Genomic DNA, 25,501 nt, shown 5'->3' on the forward strand with positions numbered 1-25,501 from the left:
AAAAGATTGCGGTCTGCGATCTTTTGACTTTATGGCAAGCACAAAAAAAGCCCCTGAATCTTTCGATTCAGGGGCTTTTCGGTTTTGCTGTCTGGCTCCACGACCTGGACTCGAACCAGGGACCCAGTGATTAACAGTCACTTGCTCTACCAACTGAGCTATCGCGGAATGGCGTGTATGTTACTGATTCAAAAAGAGAAGTCAAGCCTCTGTTGGCAATTTTATGTTTTCATCGGATCAGAGGGAGGTTTATCGGCCATCGGCGGTTACCAGAAGCGCGGGAGAGGTCTACCATGGCTGCCCGGAAGTGGTGACACGCGCTGCCGGCCCTCAGCCGAAAAGGTACGCGCCATGAATCACCCAGCCTTCACACCCCGAAACAGTGGGGTGTTCCCATGAGCATTGCTCAGATCAGCTTGCCCAAAGGTGTCGGCCCGCACGCCGAGAAACTGTTCGACGCAATCACTCAGGCCAGCACCGCTGAAGAACTGAACCGCGCAGGCGGCAAGGCCGAAGGTTTTGTCCTGGGCCTGGAAAGCACCAAGGCGATCAAAAGTCAGGTGGCCGAGTCGCTTTATGTCGCCTATGACGACGCGGCCAGCCAGCGTGCGAGCGAATTGGCCTAACCGCCAAAAGTGATAGTGCCGAGCATCAGCTTGGCATACAGCATCGTGGCGGCCAGTTGCACCAGCCACAAGGCCAGGCCGCCAAGGAACACGCCCGCGGCCACTTGCAGCACCAGGTTATTACCGCGTTTGGCCGAGGAGCGGGGCACGAAGTGGTCCAGTTCATCGCGGTCGGCGCGTAGGTCGTCGTTTTTCATGTGGGTTCTCGCAAGAATTCTCGGGTGTACATAAAGCCTGTGGGAGTTTAAAGGGCGCAGCGGCTGCTTTGAGATTTATCTGAGGCCAATAAAAAACGGGAAGCCATTTTGGCTTCCCGTTTTCATGTCACGCGACGACTCAGATCACCTGAACGATGGCCTTGGTCACGGCGTTGATGTTGCTCTGGTTCAGCGCGGCAACGCAGATGCGGCCGGTGTCCAGGGCGTAGATGCCGAACTCGTTGCGCAGACGGGTCACTTGCTCAACCGTCAGGCCGGAGTAGGAGAACATGCCGCGCTGGCGACCGACGAAGCTGAAATCGCGCTGTGGAGCGTTTTTCGCCAGCAGGTCGACCATCTGGGTGCGCATGCCACGAATCCGCAGACGCATTTCTGCCAATTCTTCTTCCCACTGGGCACGCAATACCGGGCTGTTCAGCACAGCGGCGACGATGCTTGCACCGTGGGTCGGCGGGTTGGAGTAGTTGGTGCGGATCACGCGTTTGACTTGCGACAGCACGCGCGCGCTTTCTTCTTTCGATTCGCTGACGATCGACAGGGCGCCAACGCGCTCGCCGTACAGCGAGAAGGATTTGGAGAACGAGCTGGAAACGAAGAAGGTCAGGTTCGATTCGGCGAATAGGCGCACAGCGGCAGCGTCTTCATCGATACCGTCGCCAAAGCCCTGGTAGGCCATGTCGAGGAATGGAACGTGACCTTTGGCTTTCACCACGTCCAGCACGTTTTTCCAGTCCGCCGGGCTCAAGTCGACGCCAGTCGGGTTGTGGCAGCAAGCGTGCAGCACAACGATGGAGCCGGACGGCAGGGCGTTCAGGTCTTCCAGCAGGCCGGCGCGGTTAACGTCGTGGGTGGCGGCGTCATAGTAGCGATAGTTCTGTACTGGGAAACCAGCGGTTTCGAACAGTGCGCGGTGGTTTTCCCAGCTCGGGTCGCTGATCGCCACGACGGCGTTCGGCAGCAGTTGCTTGAGGAAATCGGCACCGATTTTCAGCGCGCCAGTACCGCCGACGGCCTGGGTGGTGATGACCCGGCCAGCAGCGATCAGTGGCGAGTCATTGCCGAACAGGAGTTTCTGCACGGCCTGGTCGTAGGCGGCGATGCCGTCGATCGGCAAGTAGCCACGGGAAACGTGTTGAGCGGCGCGAATCGTCTCGGCTTCGACAACGGCGCGCAGGAGAGGGATTCGCCCTTGCTCGTCGCAGTAAACACCGACCCCCAGGTTGACCTTGGTGGTACGGGTATCGGCATTGAATGCTTCGTTGAGGCCCAGGATTGGATCGCGTGGTGCCATTTCGACAGCGGAGAACAGGCTCATTATTGCGGCGGCTCTGAATGGAGTGTGGAGGGACGTGTCGCGCTCCAGCCGAATGCACTAGAGCGGTGCACAAACGGGGAGCTAGTATAGAGGCCATCAGCGATTGATGGCGACAGGCGATTCGGCTTTTACGGTAAGTTTTTCCAATTATTTTTCGATCGTTGGTCGAGCGACGTCGTCAAAGGTTTTACCCGATGTAGGACGTTTGCCTTGAAAGGGATGGCAATCGGCTCCACATTGAGCACAATCCAGTTTTTTCCTCGGGCGACATCGGTCGTTTGCGGTCTTTCTCGTTCCTGTCCGGCTTAACCGGGCAAGAGTGAACCAGAGGTATGTATGTCTGAATTCCAGCTAGTCACCCGCTTCGAGCCCGCCGGCGATCAGCCGGAAGCCATCCGTCTGATGGTCGAGGGCATCGAGGCCGGGCTGGCGCACCAGACGCTGCTCGGTGTGACCGGCTCGGGCAAGACCTTCAGCATCGCCAACGTGATCGCCCAAGTGCAGCGCCCGACGCTGGTGCTGGCGCCGAACAAGACCCTGGCTGCGCAGTTGTACGGCGAGTTCAAGGCGTTCTTCCCGAACAACGCCGTTGAATACTTCGTCTCCTATTACGACTACTACCAGCCCGAAGCTTATGTGCCGTCGTCCGACACCTTCATCGAGAAGGACGCCTCGATCAACGACCACATCGAGCAGATGCGCCTGTCCGCGACCAAAGCGCTGCTGGAACGCAAAGACGCAATCATCGTCACCACGGTGTCGTGCATCTACGGTCTGGGCAGCCCGGAAACCTATTTGAAGATGGTGTTGCACGTGGATCGCGGCGACAAGCTCGACCAGCGTGCGCTGTTGCGTCGCCTGGCCGATTTGCAATACACCCGCAACGACGTGGACTTCGCCCGGGCGACTTTCCGGGTGCGCGGCGATGTGATTGATATCCACCCGGCGGAATCCGATTTTGAGGCGATCCGCATCGAGCTGTTCGATGACGAGGTGGAAAGCCTGTCCGCCTTCGATCCGCTGACGGGCGAAGTCATCCGCAAGCTGCCGCGCTTCACCTTCTATCCGAAGAGCCATTACGTGACGCCTCGGGAAACCCTGCTCGACGCCGTCGAGGGGATCAAGGTCGAGTTGCAGGAGCGCCTGGAATACCTGCGCTCCAACAACAAGCTAGTGGAAGCCCAGCGGCTGGAGCAACGCACTCGTTTCGACCTGGAGATGATTCTGGAGCTGGGTTACTGCAACGGCATCGAAAACTACTCGCGCTACCTGTCGGGCCGTGCATCCGGCGAGGCGCCGCCCACCTTGTTTGACTACCTGCCGGCCGACGCCTTGCTGGTGATCGACGAATCCCACGTCAGCGTGCCGCAGGTCGGCGCCATGTATAAGGGCGACCGGTCCCGTAAGGAAACGCTGGTGGAATATGGCTTCCGCCTGCCATCGGCGCTGGATAACCGGCCAATGCGTTTCGACGAGTTCGAAGGCATCAGCCCGCAGACAATATTTGTCTCGGCCACGCCGGGCAATTACGAGGCGGAGCACGCAGGGCGCGTGGTCGAGCAAGTGGTGCGCCCGACTGGCCTGGTGGACCCGCAGATCGAAATCCGTCCGGCGCTGACTCAGGTCGACGACTTGCTCTCGGAAATCACCAAGCGCGTAGCCCTGGAAGAGCGGGTGCTGGTGACCACGCTGACCAAACGCATGTCCGAGGATTTGACCGATTACCTGGCCGATCACGGCGTGCGCGTGCGTTATCTGCACTCGGACATCGACACCGTGGAGCGGGTCGAGATCATCCGTGACTTGCGCCTCGGCACCTTCGATGTGCTGGTGGGGATCAACCTGCTGCGTGAAGGCCTGGACATGCCGGAAGTCTCGCTGGTGGCGATTCTCGATGCCGACAAGGAGGGCTTCCTGCGCTCCGAGCGCTCGCTGATCCAGACCATTGGCCGGGCGGCACGCAACCTTAATGGCCGGGCGATTCTGTATGCGGATCGGATTACTGGTTCCATGGAGCGGGCAATCGGCGAAACCGAGCGTCGTCGCGACAAGCAGATCGCCTTCAACCTGGCCAACGGCATTACGCCCAAAGGGGTGTTCAAGGACGTCGCCGACATTATGGAAGGCGCGACTGTGCCGGGTTCGCGCAGCAAGAAGCGCAAAGGCATGGCCAAGGCTGCCGAGGAAAGCGCCAAATACGAAGCCGAATTGCGTTCGCCGAGCGAGATCACCAAGCGCATTCGTCAGCTGGAAGAGAAGATGTACCAGCTCGCCCGCGACCTGGAGTTCGAAGCCGCGGCGCAGCTGCGCGACGAAATCGGCAAGCTGCGGGAGCGGTTGATCGCGGTTTGACGCTCCCTCTGTAGAAGCTGCCGAAGGCTGCGATCCTTTGATCTTGTTTTTACAGGCAAAGTCAAAAGATCGCAGCCTTGGCAGCTCCTGCAGCGCTTAAATCCCGCACTCACTGGAGCCGGGCGGCTATCGCCTGTTACCATTCGCCCCTTGTTTGATCTTCGCTTTTCATTCTTTTTGAGACATGCCATGACCACCGTCCGCACTCGCATCGCGCCATCGCCTACCGGGGACCCCCACGTAGGTACCGCTTACATCGCTTTGTTCAACTACTGCTTTGCCAAGCAGCATGGCGGTGAGTTCATCCTGCGGATCGAAGACACCGACCAACTGCGTTCGACCCGCGAGTCCGAACAGCAGATTTTCGACGCCCTGCGCTGGTTGGGTATCGACTGGAGCGAAGGCCCGGATGTCGGCGGCCCGCACGGTCCTTACCGTCAGAGTGAGCGCGGCGATATCTACCAGAAGTACTGCCAGCAACTGGTAGACATGGGCCATGCCTTCCCATGCTTCTGCACCGCCGAAGAACTGGACCAGATGCGCGCCGAGCAAATGGCCCGCGGTGAGACCCCGCGTTACGACGGCCGTGCGCTGTTGCTGTCCAAGGAAGAAGTCGCGCGCCGCCTGGCTGCCGGCGAACCCCACGTGATCCGCATGAAAGTGCCGACCGAAGGCGTGTGCGTGGTGCCGGACATGCTGCGTGGCGATGTCGAGATCCCGTGGGATCGCATGGACATGCAAGTGCTGATGAAGACCGACGGCCTGCCGACGTACTTCCTGGCCAACGTGGTCGACGACCACCTGATGGGCATCACCCACGTGCTGCGCGGTGAAGAATGGCTGCCTTCGGCACCGAAACTGATCCTGCTGTACGAGTACTTCGGCTGGGAACAGCCGCAGCTGTGCTACATGCCGCTGCTGCGTAATCCGGACAAGAGCAAGCTGTCCAAGCGCAAGAACCCGACCTCGGTGACGTTCTACGAGCGCATGGGCTTCATGCCGGAAGCGATGCTCAACTACCTGGGCCGCATGGGCTGGTCGATGCCGGACGAGCGCGAGAAGTTCTCCCTGCAGGAAATGGTCGACAACTTCGACCTGAGCCGTGTCTCGCTTGGCGGGCCGATTTTCGACATCGAGAAACTGTCGTGGCTCAACGGCCAGTGGCTGCGTGACCTGCCGGTGGAAGAGTTCGCCGCTCGCGTGCAGAAGTGGGCGCTGAACCCTGAATACATGATGAAGATCGCGCCGCACGTGCAGGGCCGGGTTGAAACCTTCAGCCAGGTCGCACCGCTGGCTGGCTTCTTCTTCGCTGGTGGCGTGAATCCGGACGCTAAACTGTTCGAATCCAAGAAGCTCTCGGGCGATCAGGTTCGTCAGTTGATGCAATTGATCCTGTGGAAGCTGGAAAGCCTGCGTCAGTGGGAGAAGGACAGCATCACCGCAACGATTCAGGCGGTGGTCGAATCCCTGGAGCTGAAGCTGCGTGACGCCATGCCGCTGATGTTTGCCGCGATCACTGGGCAGGCCAGTTCGGTATCGGTACTCGACGCGATGGAAATCCTCGGTCCGGACCTGACCCGTTTCCGTCTGCGCCAGGCCATTGACCTGCTGGGCGGCGTGTCGAAGAAAGAAAACAAAGAGTGGGAAAAGCTTCTGGGCGCGATTGCCTGACGGCGTTTGACTCAGTAGGAGCTGCCGAAGGCCGCGATCTTTTGATCCTGATCTTCGGCGCTTCCCCCGAATTTACGGGGGGAGGGCGGTAAGTGATTGTTATGTCGGCAAAAAATTTTAAATTTTTTGAAAAATAAGTTTGACAGCTTTCCGATGCGCCATTAAGATTCGCCCCGTCCTCAGCGATGAGGGGCTATAGCTCAGCTGGGAGAGCGCTTGCATGGCATGCAAGAGGTCGACGGTTCGATCCCGTCTAGCTCCACCAATTTACACTTCAAGGTCTGGCCACACCGGCCTTGAAGCGATCAACACTCAGCGTTGATCAGTTGTATAGAAGGGTTTGCGTCCCCTTCGTCTAGTGGCCTAGGACACCGCCCTTTCACGGCGGTAACAGGGGTTCGAGTCCCCTAGGGGACGCCAGTTTTACAGAAGCGATGTTGCAAGATGTCGCTCCGCCGCGAGGCGAAAAATCCGGGGCTATAGCTCAGCTGGGAGAGCGCTTGCATGGCATGCAAGAGGTCGACGGTTCGATCCCGTCTAGCTCCACCAATTTTACAGTTCAAGGTCTGGCCACACCGGCCTTGAATCGATCAGCTCTCAGCACTGATCAGTTGTATAGAAGGGTTTGTGTCCCCTTCGTCTAGTGGCCTAGGACACCGCCCTTTCACGGCGGTAACAGGGGTTCGAGTCCCCTAGGGGACGCCACGATTACCCGCTTTGCGGGATTTTTAAGGGTCATTCAATTATTGAATGGCCCTTTTGTTTGTCTGGCGTTTGGCCAAATCTCCTTTTTCCCCAACACTGTTCTTCAGACCAGCGGTCACATCCACGACTTGCGGAAAATTATTATGAGAATAATATTCTAGTCGTAATATTCGGAGGCAACGATGAACGATAAAAAAGCTCAAACCCGCGAACGCATCCTCAAGGCTGCCAGTGCAGCGCTGATCCAGCGCGGCCCGGCCGAGCCGAGCGTGGGTGAAGTGATGGGCGCGGCCGGGCTGACGGTCGGCGGTTTCTACGCGCACTTCGAGAGCAAGGACGCGTTGATGCTGGAAGCGTTCAAGCAGCTGCTCAGCCATCGTCGTGACTTGATCGCCGACATGGATGCCGAGTTGACCGGCGAAGAGCGTCGCGCGTTGGTCGCAGCGTTCTACCTGTCGCGCAAACACCGTGATTCCACCGAGCAGGCATGCCCGGTTCCAGCGTCGATCAGTGAACTGGGCCGTCTGCCGGACGAATTTCGTGTGGCGTTGAATGAACATATTGAATTGATGGTCGCGCAGTTGGCAGCCAGTCCGGAAGACATCGACAAGGTCTTGGCCGACGTCGCCTTGATGGTGGGTGGTTTGGCGCTGGCGCGGGCGCTGGGGCCAGGAGAGTTGTCCGATCGATTGCTGCGCGCCGCCAAATCGGCGGTGCTGTGACCTAAAGGCATCCAGCCTGAGGAGATGGGCGATGAACACGTTGAGCTGGGTTCGTGGCGTTAATGGCACCTTGGGCTGGTTCGCACCGAAGCTGGTGGCGAGCAAGATGCGTCTGGCATTCATGACCCCGCGGGAGTTGCCGCCGCGTGATTGGGAATTGCCGCTGCTGGCGAAATCCGAGCGGATCACCTTGCGCTTCGGCCTCTCGGCGCTGCGTTGGGGGCAGGGCCCGGCAGTGTTGTTGATGCACGGCTGGGAGGGCCGGCCAACGCAGTTTGCCGCGCTGATCACGGCGCTGGTCGATGCCGGTTACACCGTGGTCGCCCTGGACGGCCCGGCTCACGGTCGCTCGCCTGGACGCGAAGCCAATGTGGTGCTGTTCGCCCGGGCGATGCTTGAAGCAGCTGCTGAACTACCGCCGCTGCAAGCGGTAATCGGTCACTCGATGGGCGGCGCCAGCGCCATGCTCGCGGTGCAGTTGGGCTTGCGCACCGAAACTCTGGTCTCGATCGCCGCCCCGGCGCGAATCCTTGGGGTGTTGCGCGGTTTTGCGCGTTATGTGCGCCTGCCGCCCAAAGCCCGTTCGGCGTTCATTCGTCAGGTCGAAAAAGACGTTGGCATGCGTGCTGCTGCTCTGGATGTCGCGCACTATCAGCTCGACATGCCAGGCCTGATTGTCCATGCCGAGGACGACAGCTTTGTCTCGGTCAAGGAGTCCCAATTGATTCACGAAGCCTGGTTCGACAGTCGCTTGTTGCGCCTGGAAGAGGGCGGTCATCAGCGGGTCCTGGCCGATCCGCGGGTGATCGATGGCGTGCTCTCGCTGCTGGCCGGTCGCAGCCTGCAATCGCGCCAATCGGCCTGAGCTTCCGTTACACTGCCCCGGTCGAAATAATCTGACCGGGAGTGGGGCATGGGCTGGGATCGGGCAACGCCGTTTATCATTGATCTGGAAGTGGGCGCCGAAGACATCGACGGATTGGGCCACGCGAACAACGCGGTGTACGTGACCTGGCTCGAGCGCTGTGCCTGGCGTCACTCGCAGCGGCTGGGCCTGGACCTGGTCGAGTATCGGCGGCTGGACCGGGCGATGGCGGTGGTGCGGCACGAGATTGATTACCTGGCGGCGGCCTACGAAGGCGATGAGCTGCAGCTGGCGACCTGGATCGTCGATTGGGACCAGCGCCTGAGAATGACCCGACACTTCCAGCTGATCCGCCCCAGTGACAACTCGACGTTGCTGCGGGCGCAGACCACGTTCGTGTGCATCGAACTGTCGACCGGCAAGCCCAAGCGCATGCCGGCGGAATTCATCGAGGGCTATGGCTCGGCGTTGCAAGTTCCAAGCTGACACAGTCCGCACATTTGCTAGCGCCCGGTCTGACGAAATACCTTCTGTACGCCGAAACCAGTAAACTGCCGCACGTTTTTCGTCGAGTGTGTTTTTCATGCAAATTGCTTTGGCGCCCATGGAGGGGTTGGTCGACAACATCCTGCGGGACGTGCTGACCCGTGTGGGCGGTATCGATTGGTGTGTAACCGAGTTCATTCGGATCAACGATCAGTTGCTCACGCCTGCCTACTACCACAAGTTCGGCCCGGAACTGCTGACCGGCGCCCGTACCGCCTCCGGCGTGCCGCTGCGGGTGCAACTGCTTGGCTCCGATCCGGTGTGCCTGGCGGAAAACGCTGCGCTGGCCTGCGAATTGGGTTCCGAAGTCATCGATTTGAACTTCGGCTGCCCGGCCAAGACCGTCAATAAGTCGCGCGGTGGCGCCGTTCTGCTCAAAGAGCCAGAGCTGCTCAACGAAATCGTCGAACATGTCCGCCGTGCGGTGCCAGCACACATTCCAGTAACCGCCAAAATGCGCCTGGGCTTCGACAGTCCCGATGGTTCGCTGGTTTGCGCCACAGCCCTGGCCGAAGGCGGCGCGGCGCACATCGTGGTTCACGCGCGGACCAAAACGGATGGCTACAAGCCGCCAGCTCACTGGGAGTGGATCCCGCGGGTGCAGGACGTGGTCAAGGTGCCAGTGTTTGCCAACGGTGACATCTGGAGCGTCGAGGACTGGCGCCGTTGCCGCGAGATCAGCGGCGTCGAAGACATCATGCTCGGTCGTGGCCTGGTGTCGCGTCCGGATCTGGCAAGGCAGATCGCTGCGGCGCGGGCCGGTGAGGAGGTCGTCGAGATGACCTGGACCGAGCTGCTGCCGCTGATTCAGGATTTCTGGCTGCAAGCCAAGGCCCAGATGACACCACGCCAATCGCCGGGTCGCCTGAAGCAGTGGCTGGCAATGCTGACCCGTAATTATCCCGAAGCAGTAGAGTTGTTCGGCGTCCTGCGTCGTGAAACCGAGCTGGATCAGGTCTCGCGTTTACTGGGGCTGCCGGTGTCTGAAGCCGCCTGAGTCTGCTTGAAAAAAATCTGAAAATAATCTCTTGAAAAGTAATCAGCGGTCCTTATCTAAGGATTACGCGATGCCGAATTCGGGTCGCGGAGACAAAAAAACTTGCTGATTATGTTCAGGAGATTTGAATCATGAGTACTGCATTTTCCTTGGCCCCACTGTTCCGTTCCTCGGTAGGTTTCGACCGTTTCAACGACCTGTTCGAAACCGCCCTGCGCAATGAGCCAGGCAGCACCTATCCACCCTACAACGTTGAAAAATACGGTGATGATCAATACCGCATCGTTGTGGCGGCCGCCGGTTTCCAGGAAGACGACCTGGACCTGCAAGTAGAAAAAGGTGTACTGACCATCAGTGGCGGCAAACGTGACGCGGACGAAAACGTCACTTACCTGTACCAAGGCATCGCACAGCGCGCCTTCAAACTGTCGTTCCGTCTGGCGGACCACATCGAAATCAAGGCCGCCGAACTGCGCAACGGTTTGTTGAATATTGAGCTGTTGCGGGTGATTCCGGAAGAAGCGAAAGCCAAACGCATCCCGATCAATGGGGCGGAAAAACCGGCTCTGCAACACTAATCGGTCAGAGCAAATGAGAAGGGCGCCATCCACTGGCGCCCTTTTTTTGTCCGTTGGTAGCAGGGCTCATTTGAGCAGTTTCTGAAACTCCTCCACCAGCAACGGCCGGCTGTGCAAATACCCCTGATACAAATGGCAGCCCAGCCCTTGCAAGAACTCCAGTTGCTCCTCGGTTTCCACCCCTTCGGCAATCACTTCCAGTTCCAGGCTGCGGGCCATGGCGACGATGGCGCGAATGATTTCGGCATCGTTGGGGTCGGTGGTGGCGTCGCGGACGAATGACTGGTCGATTTTCAGGGTGTCGACCGGCAGGCGCTTGAGGTAGGTCAGCGAGGAGTAACCGGTGCCGAAATCGTCCATGGCAAAGCTCACGCCGAGTTTTTTCAGGCGTCGCATTTTGCTGATGGTGTCGTCCAGGTTCTGGATGACGATGCCTTCGGTGATTTCCAGTTTCAGCAACGAGCAGGGCAGGTCGTGGCTGCCGAGGCTGTGCTCGATGCGTTCGACGAAGTCGTTCTGACGGAATTGCCGCGGGCTGATATTCACGCACAGGCTGAAATTGAGCGGGTCAATCAGGCCTTTGGCGATCAGGCGTTTGAAGGCCGCACAGGCTTCGTCGAGGATCCATGTGCCGACTTCCAGAATCAGCCCGCTGTCTTCCAGCACCTTGATGAACTCGGTCGGCGATTGCGCGCCCAGTTGCGGATGGTGCCAGCGCACCAGGGCTTCGGCGCCGGTAATGCGGTTGTTGCGGGCGTCCACCTGAGGCTGGTATTGCACGCTGAATTCACCCCGGGAAAGGGCCAGGCGCAGGTCGGTCTCCATGCGCAGGCGTTCGCTGGCGGCCTTCTGCATGGTGTTGTGATACATCTGCGTGGTGTTGCGGCCCGAGTCCTTGGCGCGGTAGAGGGCGATATCGGCGCGCTTGAGCAGGTCGGTCGGGGTCGAGCCGTGGTCGGGGATCAGCGCGATGCCGATGCTCGGCGTCACTTGCAGGCGCTGTCCATCGAGGAACATCGGTTCGGACAGCAATTCGCGCAAGGTATCCGCCAGTTCCCGGACTTGAGCGCTGACGTCGCTGCGTGAGCCTTCCAGGCCACTGAGCAGCACCACGAACTCATCGCCGCCCAGGCGTGCGACGGTGTCTTCCATGCGTACGCTGGCTTCAAGGCGCGCGGTGATGATTTTCAGCACTGTATCGCCCACCGGGTGGCCGAGGGAGTCGTTGATGTGCTTGAAGTGGTCGAGGTCGAGGAACATCAGGGCGCCACGCAAGTTGTGGCGCTTGAGCAGGGCGATCTGCTGGCTCAGGCGGTCCATCAACAGCGCGCGGTTCGGCAGGTTGGTCAGCGGGTCGTGGTAGGCCAGGTGACGGATCTGCGCTTCGGCATTTTTCAGCAGGCTGACGTCCCGGGCGGTCAGCAGCAGGCAGGCAGTTTCGTTGAGGGTGATCGGTTCCACCGAGACTTCGACGGTCAGCAACTCGCCGCGCTTGTTGCGCCCGAGCATTTCCAGGTGGTGAACCCGGCCCTTGATCTGTAGTTCGGCCAGCAACGCCGAGCGTTGTTTCTCCTCGGCCCAGATGCCGACCTGATACACCGTGCGGCCCACCACTTCATCGGCACGGTAGCCGGTCAGGCGGCAGAAGCCGTCGTTAACCTCCAGATAGCGTCCAGTGTCGCGCTCGGTAATGGTGATGGCGTCGGGGCTTGAGTGGAAGGCCTTGGCGAACTTCTCTTCGCTGGCCTTGAGCGCCGCTTCCGAGCGTTGCTGTTGGGTGATGTCGCGCAGGGTGGTGACGATGCACGGCTGGTCGCCGACGCTGATCTGGCGGCTGGAGATCACGCAGGTCAGGGATTGCCCGTCCTTGTGTTGAACGATGATCGCCACATTGTTCAGGCCCTGTTCGCGGATGACTCGCTCAATCCTTTGCAGGCTTTTCGCCGAGGCGTCCCACAGGCCGATTTCGTCGGCGCTGCGACCGATGACGTCGGTGGTGCTCCAGCCGAACGTCTGGGTGAAGCTGGAGTTGATCTCGATGAAGTGGCCGGTGTCCTGACGCGTGACGCAGATCGGGTCGGGGCTGACCTGGAACAACGTGGCGAATTTCTCTTCCGACGCTATCAGTTGCTGCTCGCGCTCCACTTGCTCGGTGATGTCCAGCAATGTGCCGGCCATGCGCAGCGGGTTGCCGCTATCATCGCGGTAGAGTCTGGCGCGGCTTTCCAGGTAGCGCGAACTGCCGTCCGGCAGTTGCACGCGGTACGTCAGTTGATAATTGCCGGCCGGGCCTTCGCGTAAGCTGCGGTAAGCGTCGCGCATGGTGTCGCGTTCTTCACCGGGTACACCTTCGAAAAACGCATCGAAGGATTCATGGAAGGGTTTGGGCTCCAGACCATGCAGCTGGGCGGCCCGCGCCGAGCCATAAAGCATGCCGCTGGGGATGTGCCAGTCCCAAGTGCCGAGTTGTGCTGAATCCAGGGCCAGGTCGAGGCGTTCCTGGCTGTCTTTGAGGGCGTGCTCGGCGATTTTTCGTTCGGTGGTGTCAAGGAATGTGCTCAGCAGATAGGGCTGGCCTTCGAGCTCGACCTTTTGCGCGCTGAGAATGCCGTCGTGAACCTGCCCGTTGCTGGCGCGAAATTGCACCTCCATGTTGATCAGCTCACCTTTGGCCTTGGTGGCCTTGACCAGTTCCGCCCGTTGCTCCGGGTTGACCCAAAGGCCCAGTTCCAGGGTGGTTCGGCCGATTGCGTCTTGCACCGGCCAGCCGAACAGGCTTTCGAAATACTGGTTGGCTTCGCTGATCAGGCCGTCTTCCTGACGGGTCAGCAGCACCATATTCGGGCACAGGTGAAACAGCGTGGCGAAGCGTTTTTCCGAGCTGCTCAGCGCTTGTTCACGCTGGCGCTGGTGGGTGATTTCACGGATGACCCCGATCATTCGTGGCCGGCCGTTTTTGTCCGGTAGCAGGCTGCCGTTGATTTCCAGCCAGTGCAGGCTGCCGTCGGGCCAGCGGATGCGGTGGTGCATGGCCTGCTCCAGCGGAGCGCCGGCGATCACTGCATTGAAGGCGCGGATGGCTTTCGCCCGATCCTCCTGGGGCAGCAGGTCGAGGTATTCCAGATCCTCGGGCAACGGTTGCCGGGGATCGAAGCCGAACAACGCCTGAGTACCCCGTGACCAGCTGATCTGCCCGCGCTCGATGTCCCAATACCAGGCGCCCAGTCGGGCGCCATTGAGGGCCGCGAGCAACTGTGGGGCGCTTTCCCAGCTCTGCTCGGACCGTTTTGGGTCAATTGCCTGAATTCGCGGCATTGGCGGCATACGTTCAACAGATTTGGGCATGGATGACAGGCCTTGGGCTGAATTGGGCGTTAGGCACAGGGTTTTGGGGCTCTATAGGCGTAGCACAAAAGAAGAAGCACAGCTTAGCCGCGAGTCCCTGGCTGATCGATTTGTGCATCCAGCAAAGCCATGAAGGCCTTTGCCGCGTTCGACAGCGTCCGTTCGGTGTGCAGGATATAGCCTAGCTGGCGAGTGAGCTGTATGCCCGGCAAAGGTATGCGCGCCACTTGCTCATCCAGCATGGTGCGCGGCAAAACGCTCCAGGCCAGGCCGATCGAGACCATCATCTTGATGGTCTCCAGATAATTGGTGCTCATGGCGATGTTCGGCGTCAGGCCCTGGGCCTCGAAGAGGCGTTGCACGATGTGGTGGGTAAAGGTGTTGCCGCCGGGGAAAACCGCGGGGTGCAAGGCAATGTCCGCCAGGCTGACCGCACCGTTGCTGATCAGCGGATGCTCTGGGGCGGCCACGAAATCCAGTGGGTCGTCCCACACGGGCGTGGCCTTGACCAATGTGTGAGGTTCCGGTGCAAGGGTGATGACTGCCAGTTCAGCGCGGCCATGGAGGATTTCTTCGTAGGCCACTTCCGAATCGAGGAACTGAATATCCAGCGCCACTTGCGGGTAACGTCGGGTGAACTCCCTTAATAAGGGCGGCAAGCGATGCAGGCCGATGTGATGGCTGGTGGCCAATGTCAGACGACCGGTCACTTCGCCAGTCAGGTTGGTCAGGGCGCGGCGGGTGTCATCCAGTACATTGAGGATCTGATAGGCCCGTGGCAGCAAGGCGCGGCCGGCTTCGGTCAGGCCGACTTCCCGGCCCAGTCGATCGAACAGTCGCACCTTCAATTGCTGCTCCAGCCCGGCGATGCGCTTGCTGATGGCCGGTTGCGTCAGGTGCAGTCGTTCACCGGCGCCGGAGAAGCTTCCGGTCTCGGCAATCGCGATAAAAGCGTTGAGGTTGGCGAGGTCCATAATGAGGTCTCAGTGACATTCCAGTTGGTTATGCAAAGCATAAAAAATATGAATTTGAGTTATTTAATGTAACCCCCTAGGATCGACCTCACAAGCCAAGGGGTTATTGAATTACTCAAGATCCGGGGCATAGAAACAAGCTGATGAGGAAACCGTCTGATGGCCGGCAAAACGCTCTACGACAAGCTCTGGGATTCGCATTTGGTCAAGCAGCGCGACGATGGCTCTGCGCTGATCTACATCGATCGTCACATCATCCACGAAGTGACCTCGCCGCAAGCCTTCGAAGGCCTGCGTCTGGCCGGGCGCAAGCCTTGGCGCATCGATGCCAACATCGCGACCCCGGACCACAACGTACCGACCACCCCGGAGCGCAAGGGCGGCATCGAAGCGATCGTCGACCAGGTCTCGCGTTTGCAGGTTCAGACCCTCGACGATAACTGTGACGAATACGGCATCGTCGAATTCAAGATGAATGACGTCCGCCAAGGCATCGTCCACGTCATCGGCCCGGAGCAGGGTGCCACCTTGCCAGGCATGACCGTGGTCTGCGGCGACTCCCACACCTCGACCCACGGCGCATTCGGTGCCCTGGCTCACGGTATCGGCACCTCCGAGGTCGAGCACGTGCTCGCCACTCAGTGCCTGGTCGCCAAGAAAATGAAGAACATGCTGGTGTTGGTCGAGGGCAAATTGCCGTTCGGCGTGACTGCCAAGGACATCGTCCTCGCCGTGATCGGCAAGATCGGCACCGCCGGCGGTAATGGCCACGCCATCGAATTCGCCGGTAGCGCGATTCGCGACCTGTCCGTTGAAGGCCGCATGACCATCTGCAACATGTCCATCGAAGCCGGCGCCCGTGTTGGCCTGGTGGCTGCCGACGAAAAAACCGTGGCTTACGTCAAGGGCCGTCCATTTGCTCCGAAGGGCGCGGAATGGGATTTGGCCGTCGAAGCCTGGAAAGACCTGGTCTCCGACGCCGATGCCAAGTTCGACACCATCGTCGAGCTCGATGCCTCTCAGATCAAGCCGCAAGTCAGCTGGGGCACCTCGCCTGAGATGGTGTTGGCCGTGGATCAGAACGTACCGGATCCGGCCAAGGAAATGGACCTGGTCAAGCGCGATTCCATCGAACGCGCCTTGAAATACATGGGTTTGACCGCCAATCAGGCGATCACCGACATTCAGTTGGACCGTGTATTCATCGGCTCCTGCACCAACTCGCGGATCGAAGACCTGCGCGCCGCCGCGGTGATCGCCAAGGGCCGCAAAGTGGCTTCGACCATCAAGCAGGCCATCGTGGTGCCGGGTTCGGGGCTGGTGAAGGCTCAGGCCGAATCCGAAGGCCTGGACAAGATTTTTATCGAGGCCGGTTTTGAATGGCGTGAGCCTGGCTGCTCGATGTGCCTGGCGATGAACCCGGACCGTTTGGAGTCGGGCGAGCATTGCGCGTCGACCTCCAACCGTAACTTCGAAGGCCGTCAGGGCGCCGGTGGTCGTACCCACCTCGTCAGCCCGGCCATGGCCGCCGCCGCCGCGGTGAACGGTCGTTTCGTCGACGTCCGTGAATTGATCTAAAGGAGCGCAGCATGAAAGCTTTTACCCAGCACACTGGTCTTGTCGCGCCTTTGGATCGTGCCAACGTCGACACCGACCAGATCATCCCGAAGCAGTTCTTGAAGTCGATCAAACGCACCGGTTTCGGTCCGAACCTGTTCGATGAGTGGCGTTATCTGGACGTTGGCCAGCCGTATCAGGACAACTCCAAGCGCCCGCTGAACAAGGACTTCGTCCTCAACGCCGAGCGTTATCAAGGCGCCAGCGTGTTGCTGGCCCGCGAGAACTTCGGTTGCGGCTCCAGCCGCGAGCACGCGCCGTGGGCACTGGAAGAGTACGGTTTCCGCAGCATCATCGCGCCGAGCTACGCCGACATCTTCTTCAACAACAGCTTCAAGAACGGCTTGCTGCCGATCATCTTGAGCGACGCTGAAGTCGATGAGCTGTTCAAGCAGGTTGAAGCGAACCCGGGCTACCAGTTGCAGATCGATCTGCAGGCCCAGACCGTGACCCGTCCGGACGGCAAAGTGCTGAGTTTCGAGATCGATGCCTTCCGTAAGCACTGCCTGCTCAATGGCCTGGACGATATCGGCCTGACTTTGCAGGATCACGAGGCGATTGCCACGTTTGAAGCCAAGCACCGCGCGAGCCAGCCATGGTTGTTTCGCGACGCCTGAGATTGATCTGGAATCGATGTAATCAGGGCCGGCCTCTTCGCGGGCAGGCCCAGACAGCGCAAGGTTAAACCTAAAAAGGAAGTCCCGATGACCAGCACCGCGCAGCACAGCCAGGTAGTCCAAAAACAATTCGGTGAACAGGCCTCGGCCTATCTGAGCAGCGCCGTACACGCTCAAGGCACCGAATTCGCGCTGCTACAGGCTGAACTGGCGGGGCAGGGCGATGCCCGGGTACTGGACCTGGGTTGCGGTGCCGGTCATGTGAGTTTTCATGTGGCCTCGCTGGTCAAGGAAGTCGTCGCTTACGACCTGTCCCAGCAGATGCTCGATGTGGTCGCCGCCGCCGCTGTCGACCGGGGTTTGAGCAATGTGACCACGGTCAACGGCGCCGCCGAGCGTCTGCCGTTCGCCGATGGCGAGTTCGATTTCGTCTTCAGCCGCTATTCGGCGCACCATTGGAGCGACCTCGGTGTGGCCCTGCGCGAAGTTCGCCGGGTGCTGAAGCCGGGCGGGGTGGCGGCGTTCATCGATGTGTTGTCGCCGGGCAGCCCGTTGTTCGACACTTACCTGCAAAGCGTCGAAGTGCTGCGCGACACCAGTCACGTGCGCGATTATTCTGCGGGCGAGTGGTTGCGTCAGGTCAGCGAAGCGGGGTTGCATACCCGCAGTACCACGCGTCAACGGTTGCGCCTGGAGTACACCTCCTGGGTCGAGCGCATGCGTACGCCGCAGGTGATGCGCGCGGCGATCCTCGAGTTGCAGCAATCGATGGGCAACGAGGTGCGCGAATATTTTGAGATTGAAGCCGATGGTTCGTTCAGCACCGATGTACTGGTGCTGATGGCTGAACGATAGAATTTTTCCGGGCGCACCCGCGGGTGCGCCGACTGATGACATGAGGAAAGCATGAGCAAGCAGATTCTGATTCTCCCAGGCGACGGTATTGGCCCGGAAATCATGGCCGAAGCGGTCAAGGTGCTGGAGCTGGCGAACGACAAGTACAGCCTGGGCTTCGAACTGAGCCATGACGTGATCGGTGGCGCCGCCATCGACAAGCACGGCGTGCCGCTGGCCGATGAAACCCTGGCCCGTGCACGCGCAGCCGACGCTGTGCTGCTGGGCGCCGTGGGCGGCCCGAAATGGGACACCATCGAGCGTGACATCCGCCCTGAGCGCGGTCTGCTGAAAATCCGCGCGCAACTGGGCCTGTTCGGCAACCTGCGTCCGGCGATCCTGTACCCGCAACTGGCCGAGGCTTCCAGCCTGAAGGCAGAAATCGTTGCTGGCCTGGACATCCTCATCGTCCGTGAACTGACCGGCGGTATCTATTTCGGCGCGCCACGTGGCGTGCGCGAGCTGGAAAACGGCGAGCGCCAGGCCTACGACACGCTGCCATACAGCGAAACTGAAATCCGCCGTATCGCCCGTGTCGGTTTCGACATGGCGCGCGTGCGCGGCAAGAAGCTGTGCTCGGTGGACAAGGCCAACGTGCTGGCCTCCAGCCAGCTGTGGCGTGAAATCGTCGAGCAAGTGGCCAAGGACTACCCGGACGTCGAACTGAGCCACATGTACGTCGACAACGCCGCCATGCAACTGGTGCGTGCGCCGAAGCAGTTCGACGTGATCGTCACCGACAACCTGTTCGGCGACATTCTTTCCGACGAAGCGTCGATGCTCACCGGTTCCATCGGCATGCTGCCGTCGGCGTCGCTGGATGCCAACAACAAAGGCATGTACGAGCCGTGCCACGGTTCGGCGCCAGACATCGCTGGCAAGGGCATTGCCAACCCGTTGGCGACCATTTTGTCGGTGTCGATGATGCTGCGTTACAGCTTCAATCTGCAGGATGCGGCCGACGCCATCGAGAAGGCCGTGAGCCTGGTTTTGGATCAGGGTCTGCGTACGGGAGACATCTGGTCGGCTGGTTGCACCAAGGTCGGTACGCAGGAAATGGGCGACGCAGTAGTCGCCGCGCTGCGGAATCTGTAATCTCTCTGGCCCGCTGCAATTTTCAACCTTGAAAGCAGCGGCCCACTTTTCAAGAAGGTGTAGTTGCGATGAAACGTGTAGGTCTGATCGGTTGGCGCGGCATGGTCGGTTCCGTGCTCATGCAGCGGATGCTGGAAGAGCAGGATTTCGATCTTATCGAGCCGGTGTTTTTCACCACTTCCAATGTCGGTGGCCAAGGCCCGTCCGTGGGCAAGGACATTGCTCCGCTCAAGGACGCTTACAGCATTGAAGAGCTGAAAACCCTCGACGTGATTCTGACCTGCCAAGGTGGCGACTACACCAGCGAAGTGTTCCCGAAGCTGCGCGAAGCCGGCTGGCAGGGTTACTGGATCGACGCCGCTTCCAGCCTGCGCATGCAGGATGACGCGGTGATCGTGCTGGACCCGGTGAACCGCAAGGTTATCGACCAGCAGCTCGACGCGGGCACCAAGAACTACATCGGCGGCAACTGCACCGTCAGCCTGATGCTGATGGGCCTGGGCGGTCTGTTTGAAGCCGGTCTGGTGGAGTGGATGAGCGCCATGACCTATCAGGCGGCCTCCGGTGGCGGCGCGCAGCACATGCGTGAGCTGATCAAGCAAATGGGTGTGACCCACGGCGCTGTCGCCGATCAACTGGCCGATCCGGCCAGCGCCATCCTCGACATCGACCGCCGTGTTGCCGAAGCCATGCGCAGCGACGCGTACCCGACCGAAAACTTCGGCGTACCGCTGGCCGGCAGCCTGATCCCGTGGATCGACAAGGAACTGCCGAACGGCCAGAGCCGTGAAGAGTGGAAGGCCCAGGCCGAGACCAACAAAATCCTCGGTCGCTTCAAGAGCCCGATCCCGGTGGACGGTATCTGCGTGCGCATCGGCGCCATGCGTTGCCACAGCCAGGCGCTGACCATCAAGCTGAACAAAGACGTGCCGATCGCTGATATCGAAGGGCTGATCAGCCAGCACAACCCTTGGGTCAAGCTGGTGCCGAACAACCGTGAAATCAGCATGCAGGAGCTGAGCCCGACGAAAGTCACCGGCACCCTGAACGTGCCGGTCGGTCGTCTGCGCAAGCTGAACATGGGTTCGCAATTCGTCGGTGCCTTCACCGTCGGCGACCAACTGCTGTGGGGCGCGGCCGAGCCGCTGCGTCGCATGCTGCGGATCCTGCTTGAGCGTTGATCGATTGATGCAATGAAAGAACCCGTGCCTTGAAAGAGGTGCGGGTTTTTTATGCGCGCCATCCAACTTCTGTAGCAGCTGGCGAAGCCTGCGTCCGGCTGCGCAGCAGTCGTAAACCCTGCGCGCGCGGTTTGCCTGAATGATCGGGATCGCCATGACGAGGACTTCGTCCTCGAACGCAGCCTTCGGCAGCTGCTACAAGGCTTCCCCATTCATTGCCTCACCACCAACCACCCGGTAAAGTGCCGCTCCCCCCGTTTCGCCAGAGGTAGAACCATGAGCCAGTCCTTCGATATTGCCGTGATCGGCGCCACCGGTACTGTCGGCGAAACACTCGTCCAGATTCTCGAAGAACGCGACTTCTCGGTCGGCAATCTGCACCTGCTGGCGAGCAGTGAATCGGCCGGACACTCGGTGCCGTTTCGCGGCAAGAACGTGCGGGTGCGCGAAGTCGATGAGTTCGACTTCAGCAAAGTCCAGTTGGTGTTCTTCGCCGCCGGTCCGGCGGTGACCCTCAGTTTCGCCCCGCGCGCTACGGCCGCCGGTTGCTCGCTGATCGACCTGTCCGGCGCGTTGCCGGCCGATCAGGCGCCGCAAGTGGTGCCCGAGGCCAATGCTGCAATTCTTGCCGGCCTGAAAAAGCCCTTCCAGGTCAGCAGCCCAAGCCCTTCGACGACAGCGCTGGCGGTGGTGCTGGCGCCGCTGCTCGACTTGCTCGACCTGCAACGCATCAGCCTGACGGCGTGCCTGGCGGTATCCGCCCAGGGCCGCGAAGCGGTCAGCGAGCTGGCCCGGCAAACCGCCGAACTGCTCAACGTGCGTCCGCTGGAGCCGGCTTTCTTCGATCGGCAGATGGCTTTTAACCTGTTGGCGCAAGTCGGTGCGCCCGATGCTCAGGGCCACACGTTGCTGGAAAAGCGTCTGGTGCGCGAGCTGCGTCAGGTCTTGTCGCTGCCTTTATTAAAGATTTCCGTCACTTGCATTCAAGCCCCGGTGTTTTTTGGCGATAGCTATAGCGTGACCTTGCAGTCATCGAGCGCTGTCGACCTGGCGAAAGTCAACGCGGCACTGGAAGCGGCGCCCGGTATCGAGCTGGTCGAGGCGGGCGATTACCCGACTCCGGTAGGCGATGCGGTAGGGCAGGACGTGGTTTACGTTGGTCGGGTTCGCAGCGGGATCGACGACCCGGCGGAACTTAACGTGTGGCTGACGTCAGATAACGTACGCAAAGGCGCCGCGCTCAATGCTGTGCAGGTGGCTGAATTGTTGATAAAAGACCTGCTGTAAAAGATACTTGGCAACAATTTTTTCTAGTGGTTCCAGCCGAACACCCTGTTTGGCTGGAATGCTTGAGGCGAGCCATCCCGCAGGGCTTTCGTCGCATGAATGAAACGATCGCGCGCGACGACCCTTCGCCGTTGCGCGCAACGCCTTACGGCAGCGGCAATCAACACCTTCTCGCTGGCCGAGGAATGTTCAAACAAAGGATGAGGCTATGGTTCAAGTTCGCAAACTGGTGTTAGCAATAGCGGCCGCCTCGGCGCTGTCCTCCGGTATGGCGCATGCCCTCGGGCTTGGGGAATTGACCCTGAAATCGACGCTGAACCAGCCTCTGGTAGCAGAAATCGAGTTGCTCGACGTCAAGGATCTCACGGCTGCCGAAGTGGTGCCGAGCCTGGCCTCGCCCGAAGATTTCGCCAAGGCCGGTGTCGATCGTCAGGCGTTCCTCAACGACCTGACTTTCACGCCGGTGCTTAACGCCAGCGGCAAAAGCATCCTGCGCATCACCTCCAGCAAACCGCTGTCCGAACCGATGGTGAAATTCCTGGTTCAGGTGATGTGGCCAAGCGGTCGTCTGCTGCGTGATTACAGCGTGCTGCTCGATCCGTCCAAATTCTCGCCGCAAACCGCCGATGCCGCCGCGCAACCGGCGCCAGCCCGGGCGGTGACCGCGCCAGTCACCGGCGCGACCAAATCGACGCAATACACCACCACGTCGCGCGATACCTTATGGGAAATTGCCGCGAAGGCGCGTAACGGTGGATCGATCCAGCAAACCATGCTGGCCATCCAGGCGCTGAACCCGGATGCCTTTATCGACGGCAACATCAACCGGCTGAAAGCCGGCCAGGTGCTGCGTCTGCCGGATCAGGTGCAAAGCGCCAGCCTGCCGCAACCCAAGGCCATCGCTGAAGTCGCGGCGCAGAACTCTGCATGGCGCCACGGTCGTCGCTATGTGGCGAAGCCTGGAAGCGGGCAGCAGCAACTCGACGCCACCAAGCGTGCTCGCGGTGACGGCGCTTCGTCGCAAATCGCCACGGACAAGCTGAGCCTGGTCTCTGCCGACACCGGCAAGGGCCGTGGCAAAGGTGCCGCCGGTGATGCGAAAGCCTTGAGCAACAAGCTGGCCGTGACCCAGGAAAGCCTCGACACGGCTCGCCGTGACAACGCTGAACTGAAAAGCCGCATGAACGACCTGCAAAGCCAGCTGGACAAGCTGCAGCGCCTGATCGAACTGAAGAATAATCAGTTGGCCAAGCTGCAAGCCGAAGGCGGCGCGGGCGCACCGGCGGCTACGACCGCTCCGGCGATGTCGGCCGAGCTGGCAGCCAGCCCGGCGGCAACGCCTGTTGAGGTGACTCCGGCGGCTCCTGCGCCGGAAGTCGTTCCGGCGCCAGCCGTCGAGCCGACGCCTGTGGCGTCCGACGAGCAGAAATTCAACGAACTGCTGACCAACCCGATCCTGCTGGGTCTGGTGGGTGGCGGTGCAGTGGTTCTGCTGCTCTTGCTGCTGTTGCTGGCCCGTCGCCGCAAAGCTCAGCAAGAAGCAGAAAAACATCTGCGCATGGCCCGTGCCTTGGCTGAGGAGCAAGAGTTCTCCGCCGACCTCGACCTGCCGGAAAGCAGCTTCGAAGGTCTGGAAGTCCCGCCGCCAAGCGTGAAACTCGCGACCGCACCAACGCCTGCACCTGCACCGGCCCCGGTGATTGCCCCGGTTGTGATGACGCCACCGATCGCTGCACCGTTGGTTGCGCCTGCCGCCGAACGCTCTGACGACGTCTTGGCCCAGGCTCAGTCGCACATCGCGGCTGGTCGCCTGAATCAGGCTGCCGCGCTGCTGGAAGACGCTATCAAGCAAGAGCCGCAACGTAGCGACCTGCGCCTGAAGCTGATGGAAGTCTACGGTCAGCAGGGCGATCGCGATGCGTTCGTCGCTCAGGAGCGTCAACTGGTGGCCAACGGCGACAACTTCGCCCGGGTCGAACAGCTGAAAAGCCGCTTCCCGGCCATGGTGGTCGCGGCGGTGGGCGGTCTGGCCGCCGCAGCTGTCGCCGCCGAGCTGGACGCACAGTACGTCAAGGACCTGCTGCTGGACGAGCCGCAAGCCCCGGAACCGGCATTGGCTGACTTTGACAGTGCTTTCGATCTGAGTCTCGACGATCTGGAAGCGGCTACTCCGATCACGCCTGCGGTTGCAGTCGAGCCGGCACCGCAGCCACAGCCTGAGCCAGAACCAGAGTCTCTGGCTGAGCTGGATGAGTTTCCGCTGGACGACGACCTGAGCTTTGAGTCGGTGTTGCAACAACAGACTGAAATCAAGGAAAGCCTCGACGACCTGTCGGACTTTGACCTGGACATGGATCTGGGCGGCGATGCTTCCCCGGAGACTCTGGCTGAAGACGACTTCCTGCTGAGCCTGGATGACGACCTCAAGGACTTGCCTGTCGCTGAAGTGCCGACCGTCACTGAGGCGCCAACGGTGGCTGAGGCGCCGCTCGACGATCTGGAGTTGCCGGCTGATTTCGATCTGTCGCTGGCCGATGAAATGGACGCCGCCCAGGGTAAGCCTGACGCCTTTGAAAACGAACTCAACGACGTCAATGCCGAGCTGGATCGTTTGTCCCAGAGCCTCGGCGAGCCAAGCTTCACCGAGGAAGATGCGTTGGTCGCGTCAGATGACGAGCTCGATTTCCTCTCTGGCGCTGACGAAGTCGCCACCAAACTCGACCTGGCCCAGGCCTACATCGACATGGGCGACAATGACGGTGCTCGGGACATCCTCAATGAGGTGGTGACCGAGGGCGATGCGGGGCAGAAGAGCGAAGCCAAGGAAATGCTCTCGCGTCTGGCGTGAATCGTCGGTAAAGCTTAAACAAAACGGCAGCCCATCCAGGCTGCCGTTTTTGTTTGGGGGATGCGATAGGGTTGGTACATTCAACGCCGTGTCACAGTTACACTGGCATCCCGGTCCAGCGGCCTTATAATGCCTGCCTTTGCGTAGATCAGCAGGCTGTCACCCCTTGGCAAATATAGATAATCCGGCCGCCGAAATGGCGGCCGACGGCTTTTTCCGGATCGCGTTGGGCGTTGAATACAAAGGTTCGCGTTATTGCGGCTGGCAACGTCAGGCCTCCGGTGTGGACACGGTGCAGGAGCTTCTTGAAAAGGCCTTGTCCAAAGTCGCCGACTCACCCGTGTCGCTGCATTGCGCCGGGCGCACTGACGCCGGTGTGCATGCTTGCGGCCAAGTGGTGCATTTCGACACCCAGGTAGAGCGCTCGATGAAGGCCTGGGTCATGGGTGCCAACATCAACTTGCCGCACGACATCAGCGTCAGCTGGGCCAAGGTCATGCCGGCGCATTTCCATGCGCGGTTCAAAGCCATCGCCCGGCGCTATCGCTACGTGATCTACAACGATCAGATCCGCCCGGCGCACCTGAACGAAGAAATCACCTGGAACCACCGCCCGCTGGACGTTGAGCGCATGTCCGAGGCCGCCCAGTATCTGGTCGGCACCCACGACTTCAGTGCTTTCCGCGCCGGCCAGTGCCAGGCCAAGTCGCCGATCAAGGAGCTGCATCACCTGCGCGTTACCCGCCATGGCAAAATGATCGTGCTGGATATCCGTGCCAGTGCGTTCCTGCACCACATGGTGCGCAACATCGCAGGCGTCTTGATGACTATCGGTGCTGGCGAGCGTCCCGTGGAGTGGATGAAAGAGGTGCTGGAGAGTCGCATTCGCCGTTCCGGTGGGGTGACGGCTCATCCGTTTGGCCTGTATCTGGTGCAGGTCGAGTATCGCGACGAGTTCGAATTGCCCGAGCGTTACATCGGCCCACACTTCCTCACCGGCTTCTCGGAACTTGACGGCTGACGCCTTCGAACGCTTTTGATACCATCC

Annotated in this window: 20 protein-coding genes and 5 tRNA genes; 20 read left to right on the forward strand and 5 right to left on the reverse strand. The window is 60.3% G+C overall.

Going from position 1 to position 25,501, the window contains the following annotated elements:
• Positions 1–92: 92 nt before the first annotated feature.
• Positions 93–168: transfer RNA gene (locus F475_RS09415), tRNA-Asn, on the reverse strand.
• Positions 169–395: 227 nt separating this feature from the next.
• Between F475_RS09415 and F475_RS09420 the strand changes: the two genes are divergently transcribed.
• On the forward strand, positions 396–626 hold the full coding sequence (locus F475_RS09420; protein WP_018928109.1) for a hypothetical protein: 231 nt from the start codon (positions 396–398) through the stop codon (positions 624–626).
• Here the strand turns inward: F475_RS09420 and F475_RS09425 are convergent.
• Together F475_RS09425 and F475_RS09430 are read right to left on the reverse strand one after the other, a co-directional pair.
• On the reverse strand, positions 623–823 hold the full coding sequence (locus F475_RS09425) for a hypothetical protein (RefSeq protein WP_007935214.1): 201 nt from the start codon (positions 821–823) through the stop codon (positions 623–625). The genes F475_RS09420 and F475_RS09425 overlap by 4 nt on opposite strands.
• Before the next feature lie 139 nt (positions 824–962).
• Positions 963–2,159: an amino acid aminotransferase gene (locus F475_RS09430; protein WP_111453787.1), complete on the reverse strand. Its 1,197-nt coding sequence runs from the start codon at positions 2,157–2,159 to the stop codon at positions 963–965.
• Between the two features lie 336 nt (positions 2,160–2,495).
• Between F475_RS09430 and uvrB the strand changes: the two genes are divergently transcribed.
• The 11 genes from uvrB (at position 2,496) to F475_RS09485 (ending at position 10,595) form a co-directional block, all read left to right on the forward strand.
• Complete coding sequence (gene uvrB / locus F475_RS09435; RefSeq protein ID WP_019582112.1) at positions 2,496–4,511, forward strand: excinuclease ABC subunit UvrB; 2,016 nt, start codon at positions 2,496–2,498, stop codon at positions 4,509–4,511.
• A gap of 189 nt (positions 4,512–4,700) precedes the next feature.
• A complete protein-coding gene (gene gltX / locus F475_RS09440; protein WP_018928106.1) occupies positions 4,701–6,182 on the forward strand; it encodes a glutamate--tRNA ligase in 1,482 nt (493 codons plus the stop codon).
• Between the two features lie 189 nt (positions 6,183–6,371).
• A tRNA-Ala gene (locus F475_RS09445) sits at positions 6,372–6,447 on the forward strand.
• 79 nt (positions 6,448–6,526) lie between these two features.
• A tRNA-Glu gene (locus F475_RS09450) sits at positions 6,527–6,602 on the forward strand.
• Between the two features lie 53 nt (positions 6,603–6,655).
• Positions 6,656–6,731 (forward strand) — tRNA-Ala (locus F475_RS09455).
• 80 nt (positions 6,732–6,811) lie between these two features.
• Positions 6,812–6,887: transfer RNA gene (locus tag F475_RS09460), tRNA-Glu, on the forward strand.
• A gap of 182 nt (positions 6,888–7,069) precedes the next feature.
• A complete protein-coding gene (locus tag F475_RS09465; RefSeq protein ID WP_111453788.1) occupies positions 7,070–7,609 on the forward strand; it encodes a TetR/AcrR family transcriptional regulator in 540 nt (179 codons plus the stop codon).
• A 31-nt stretch (positions 7,610–7,640) separates the two neighbouring features.
• Positions 7,641–8,474 (forward strand): alpha/beta fold hydrolase, encoded by an 834-nt coding sequence (locus tag F475_RS09470; RefSeq protein WP_018928104.1) that lies wholly within the window; start codon positions 7,641–7,643, stop codon positions 8,472–8,474.
• Positions 8,475–8,522: 48 nt separating this feature from the next.
• Positions 8,523–8,960, forward strand: coding sequence for a thioesterase family protein (locus tag F475_RS09475; protein WP_019582115.1), 438 nt, complete (start codon positions 8,523–8,525; stop codon positions 8,958–8,960).
• Between the two features lie 97 nt (positions 8,961–9,057).
• Positions 9,058–10,017, forward strand: coding sequence for a tRNA-dihydrouridine synthase (locus F475_RS09480; protein WP_111453789.1), 960 nt, complete (start codon positions 9,058–9,060; stop codon positions 10,015–10,017).
• 131 nt (positions 10,018–10,148) lie between these two features.
• Entirely contained in the window at positions 10,149–10,595 is a 447-nt protein-coding gene (locus F475_RS09485) for an Hsp20 family protein (protein ID WP_018928101.1), read from the forward strand.
• Positions 10,596–10,661: 66 nt separating this feature from the next.
• Here the strand turns inward: F475_RS09485 and F475_RS09490 are convergent, their stop codons facing one another.
• Together F475_RS09490 and F475_RS09495 are read right to left on the reverse strand one after the other, a co-directional pair.
• Entirely contained in the window at positions 10,662–13,940 is a 3,279-nt protein-coding gene (locus F475_RS09490) for a PAS domain S-box protein (RefSeq protein WP_111453790.1), read from the reverse strand.
• A gap of 83 nt (positions 13,941–14,023) precedes the next feature.
• Positions 14,024–14,914 (reverse strand): LysR family transcriptional regulator, encoded by an 891-nt coding sequence (locus tag F475_RS09495; protein ID WP_018928099.1) that lies wholly within the window; start codon positions 14,912–14,914, stop codon positions 14,024–14,026.
• A 159-nt stretch (positions 14,915–15,073) separates the two neighbouring features.
• Here F475_RS09495 and leuC point away from each other — a divergent pair, with 159 nt between their 5' ends.
• The 8 genes from leuC (at position 15,074) to truA (ending at position 25,474) form a co-directional block, all read left to right on the forward strand.
• Positions 15,074–16,492: a 3-isopropylmalate dehydratase large subunit gene (gene leuC / locus F475_RS09500; RefSeq protein WP_018928098.1), complete on the forward strand. Its 1,419-nt coding sequence runs from the start codon at positions 15,074–15,076 to the stop codon at positions 16,490–16,492.
• Between the two features lie 11 nt (positions 16,493–16,503).
• The gene (gene leuD / locus F475_RS09505; protein WP_018928097.1) at positions 16,504–17,148 is read left to right on the forward strand and encodes a 3-isopropylmalate dehydratase small subunit; all 645 of its coding nucleotides are present in this window, start codon (positions 16,504–16,506) and stop codon (positions 17,146–17,148) included.
• 87 nt (positions 17,149–17,235) lie between these two features.
• Positions 17,236–18,003, forward strand: a complete 768-nt coding sequence (locus F475_RS09510) for a class I SAM-dependent methyltransferase (protein ID WP_007935188.1) — start codon at positions 17,236–17,238, stop codon at positions 18,001–18,003.
• Between the two features lie 51 nt (positions 18,004–18,054).
• Entirely contained in the window at positions 18,055–19,137 is a 1,083-nt protein-coding gene (leuB, locus tag F475_RS09515; RefSeq protein WP_007935187.1) for a 3-isopropylmalate dehydrogenase, read from the forward strand.
• Positions 19,138–19,205: 68 nt separating this feature from the next.
• Positions 19,206–20,318, forward strand: coding sequence for an aspartate-semialdehyde dehydrogenase (asd, locus tag F475_RS09520; protein ID WP_007935182.1), 1,113 nt, complete (start codon positions 19,206–19,208; stop codon positions 20,316–20,318).
• A 276-nt stretch (positions 20,319–20,594) separates the two neighbouring features.
• Positions 20,595–21,605 carry an aspartate-semialdehyde dehydrogenase gene (locus F475_RS09525; RefSeq protein WP_111453791.1) on the forward strand — a complete coding sequence of 337 codons (1,011 nt, stop codon included), beginning with the start codon at positions 20,595–20,597 and terminating at the stop codon, positions 21,603–21,605.
• A 208-nt stretch (positions 21,606–21,813) separates the two neighbouring features.
• Positions 21,814–24,453 carry a FimV/HubP family polar landmark protein gene (locus F475_RS09530; protein WP_111453792.1) on the forward strand — a complete coding sequence of 880 codons (2,640 nt, stop codon included), beginning with the start codon at positions 21,814–21,816 and terminating at the stop codon, positions 24,451–24,453.
• 196 nt (positions 24,454–24,649) lie between these two features.
• Positions 24,650–25,474, forward strand: coding sequence for a tRNA pseudouridine(38-40) synthase TruA (gene truA, locus F475_RS09535; protein ID WP_111453793.1), 825 nt, complete (start codon positions 24,650–24,652; stop codon positions 25,472–25,474).
• Positions 25,475–25,501: the final 27 nt, after the last annotated feature.

It is taken from the genome of Pseudomonas sp. URMO17WK12:I6 (genome assembly GCF_003253625.1).
Lineage (GTDB): Bacteria > Pseudomonadota > Gammaproteobacteria > Pseudomonadales > Pseudomonadaceae > Aquipseudomonas.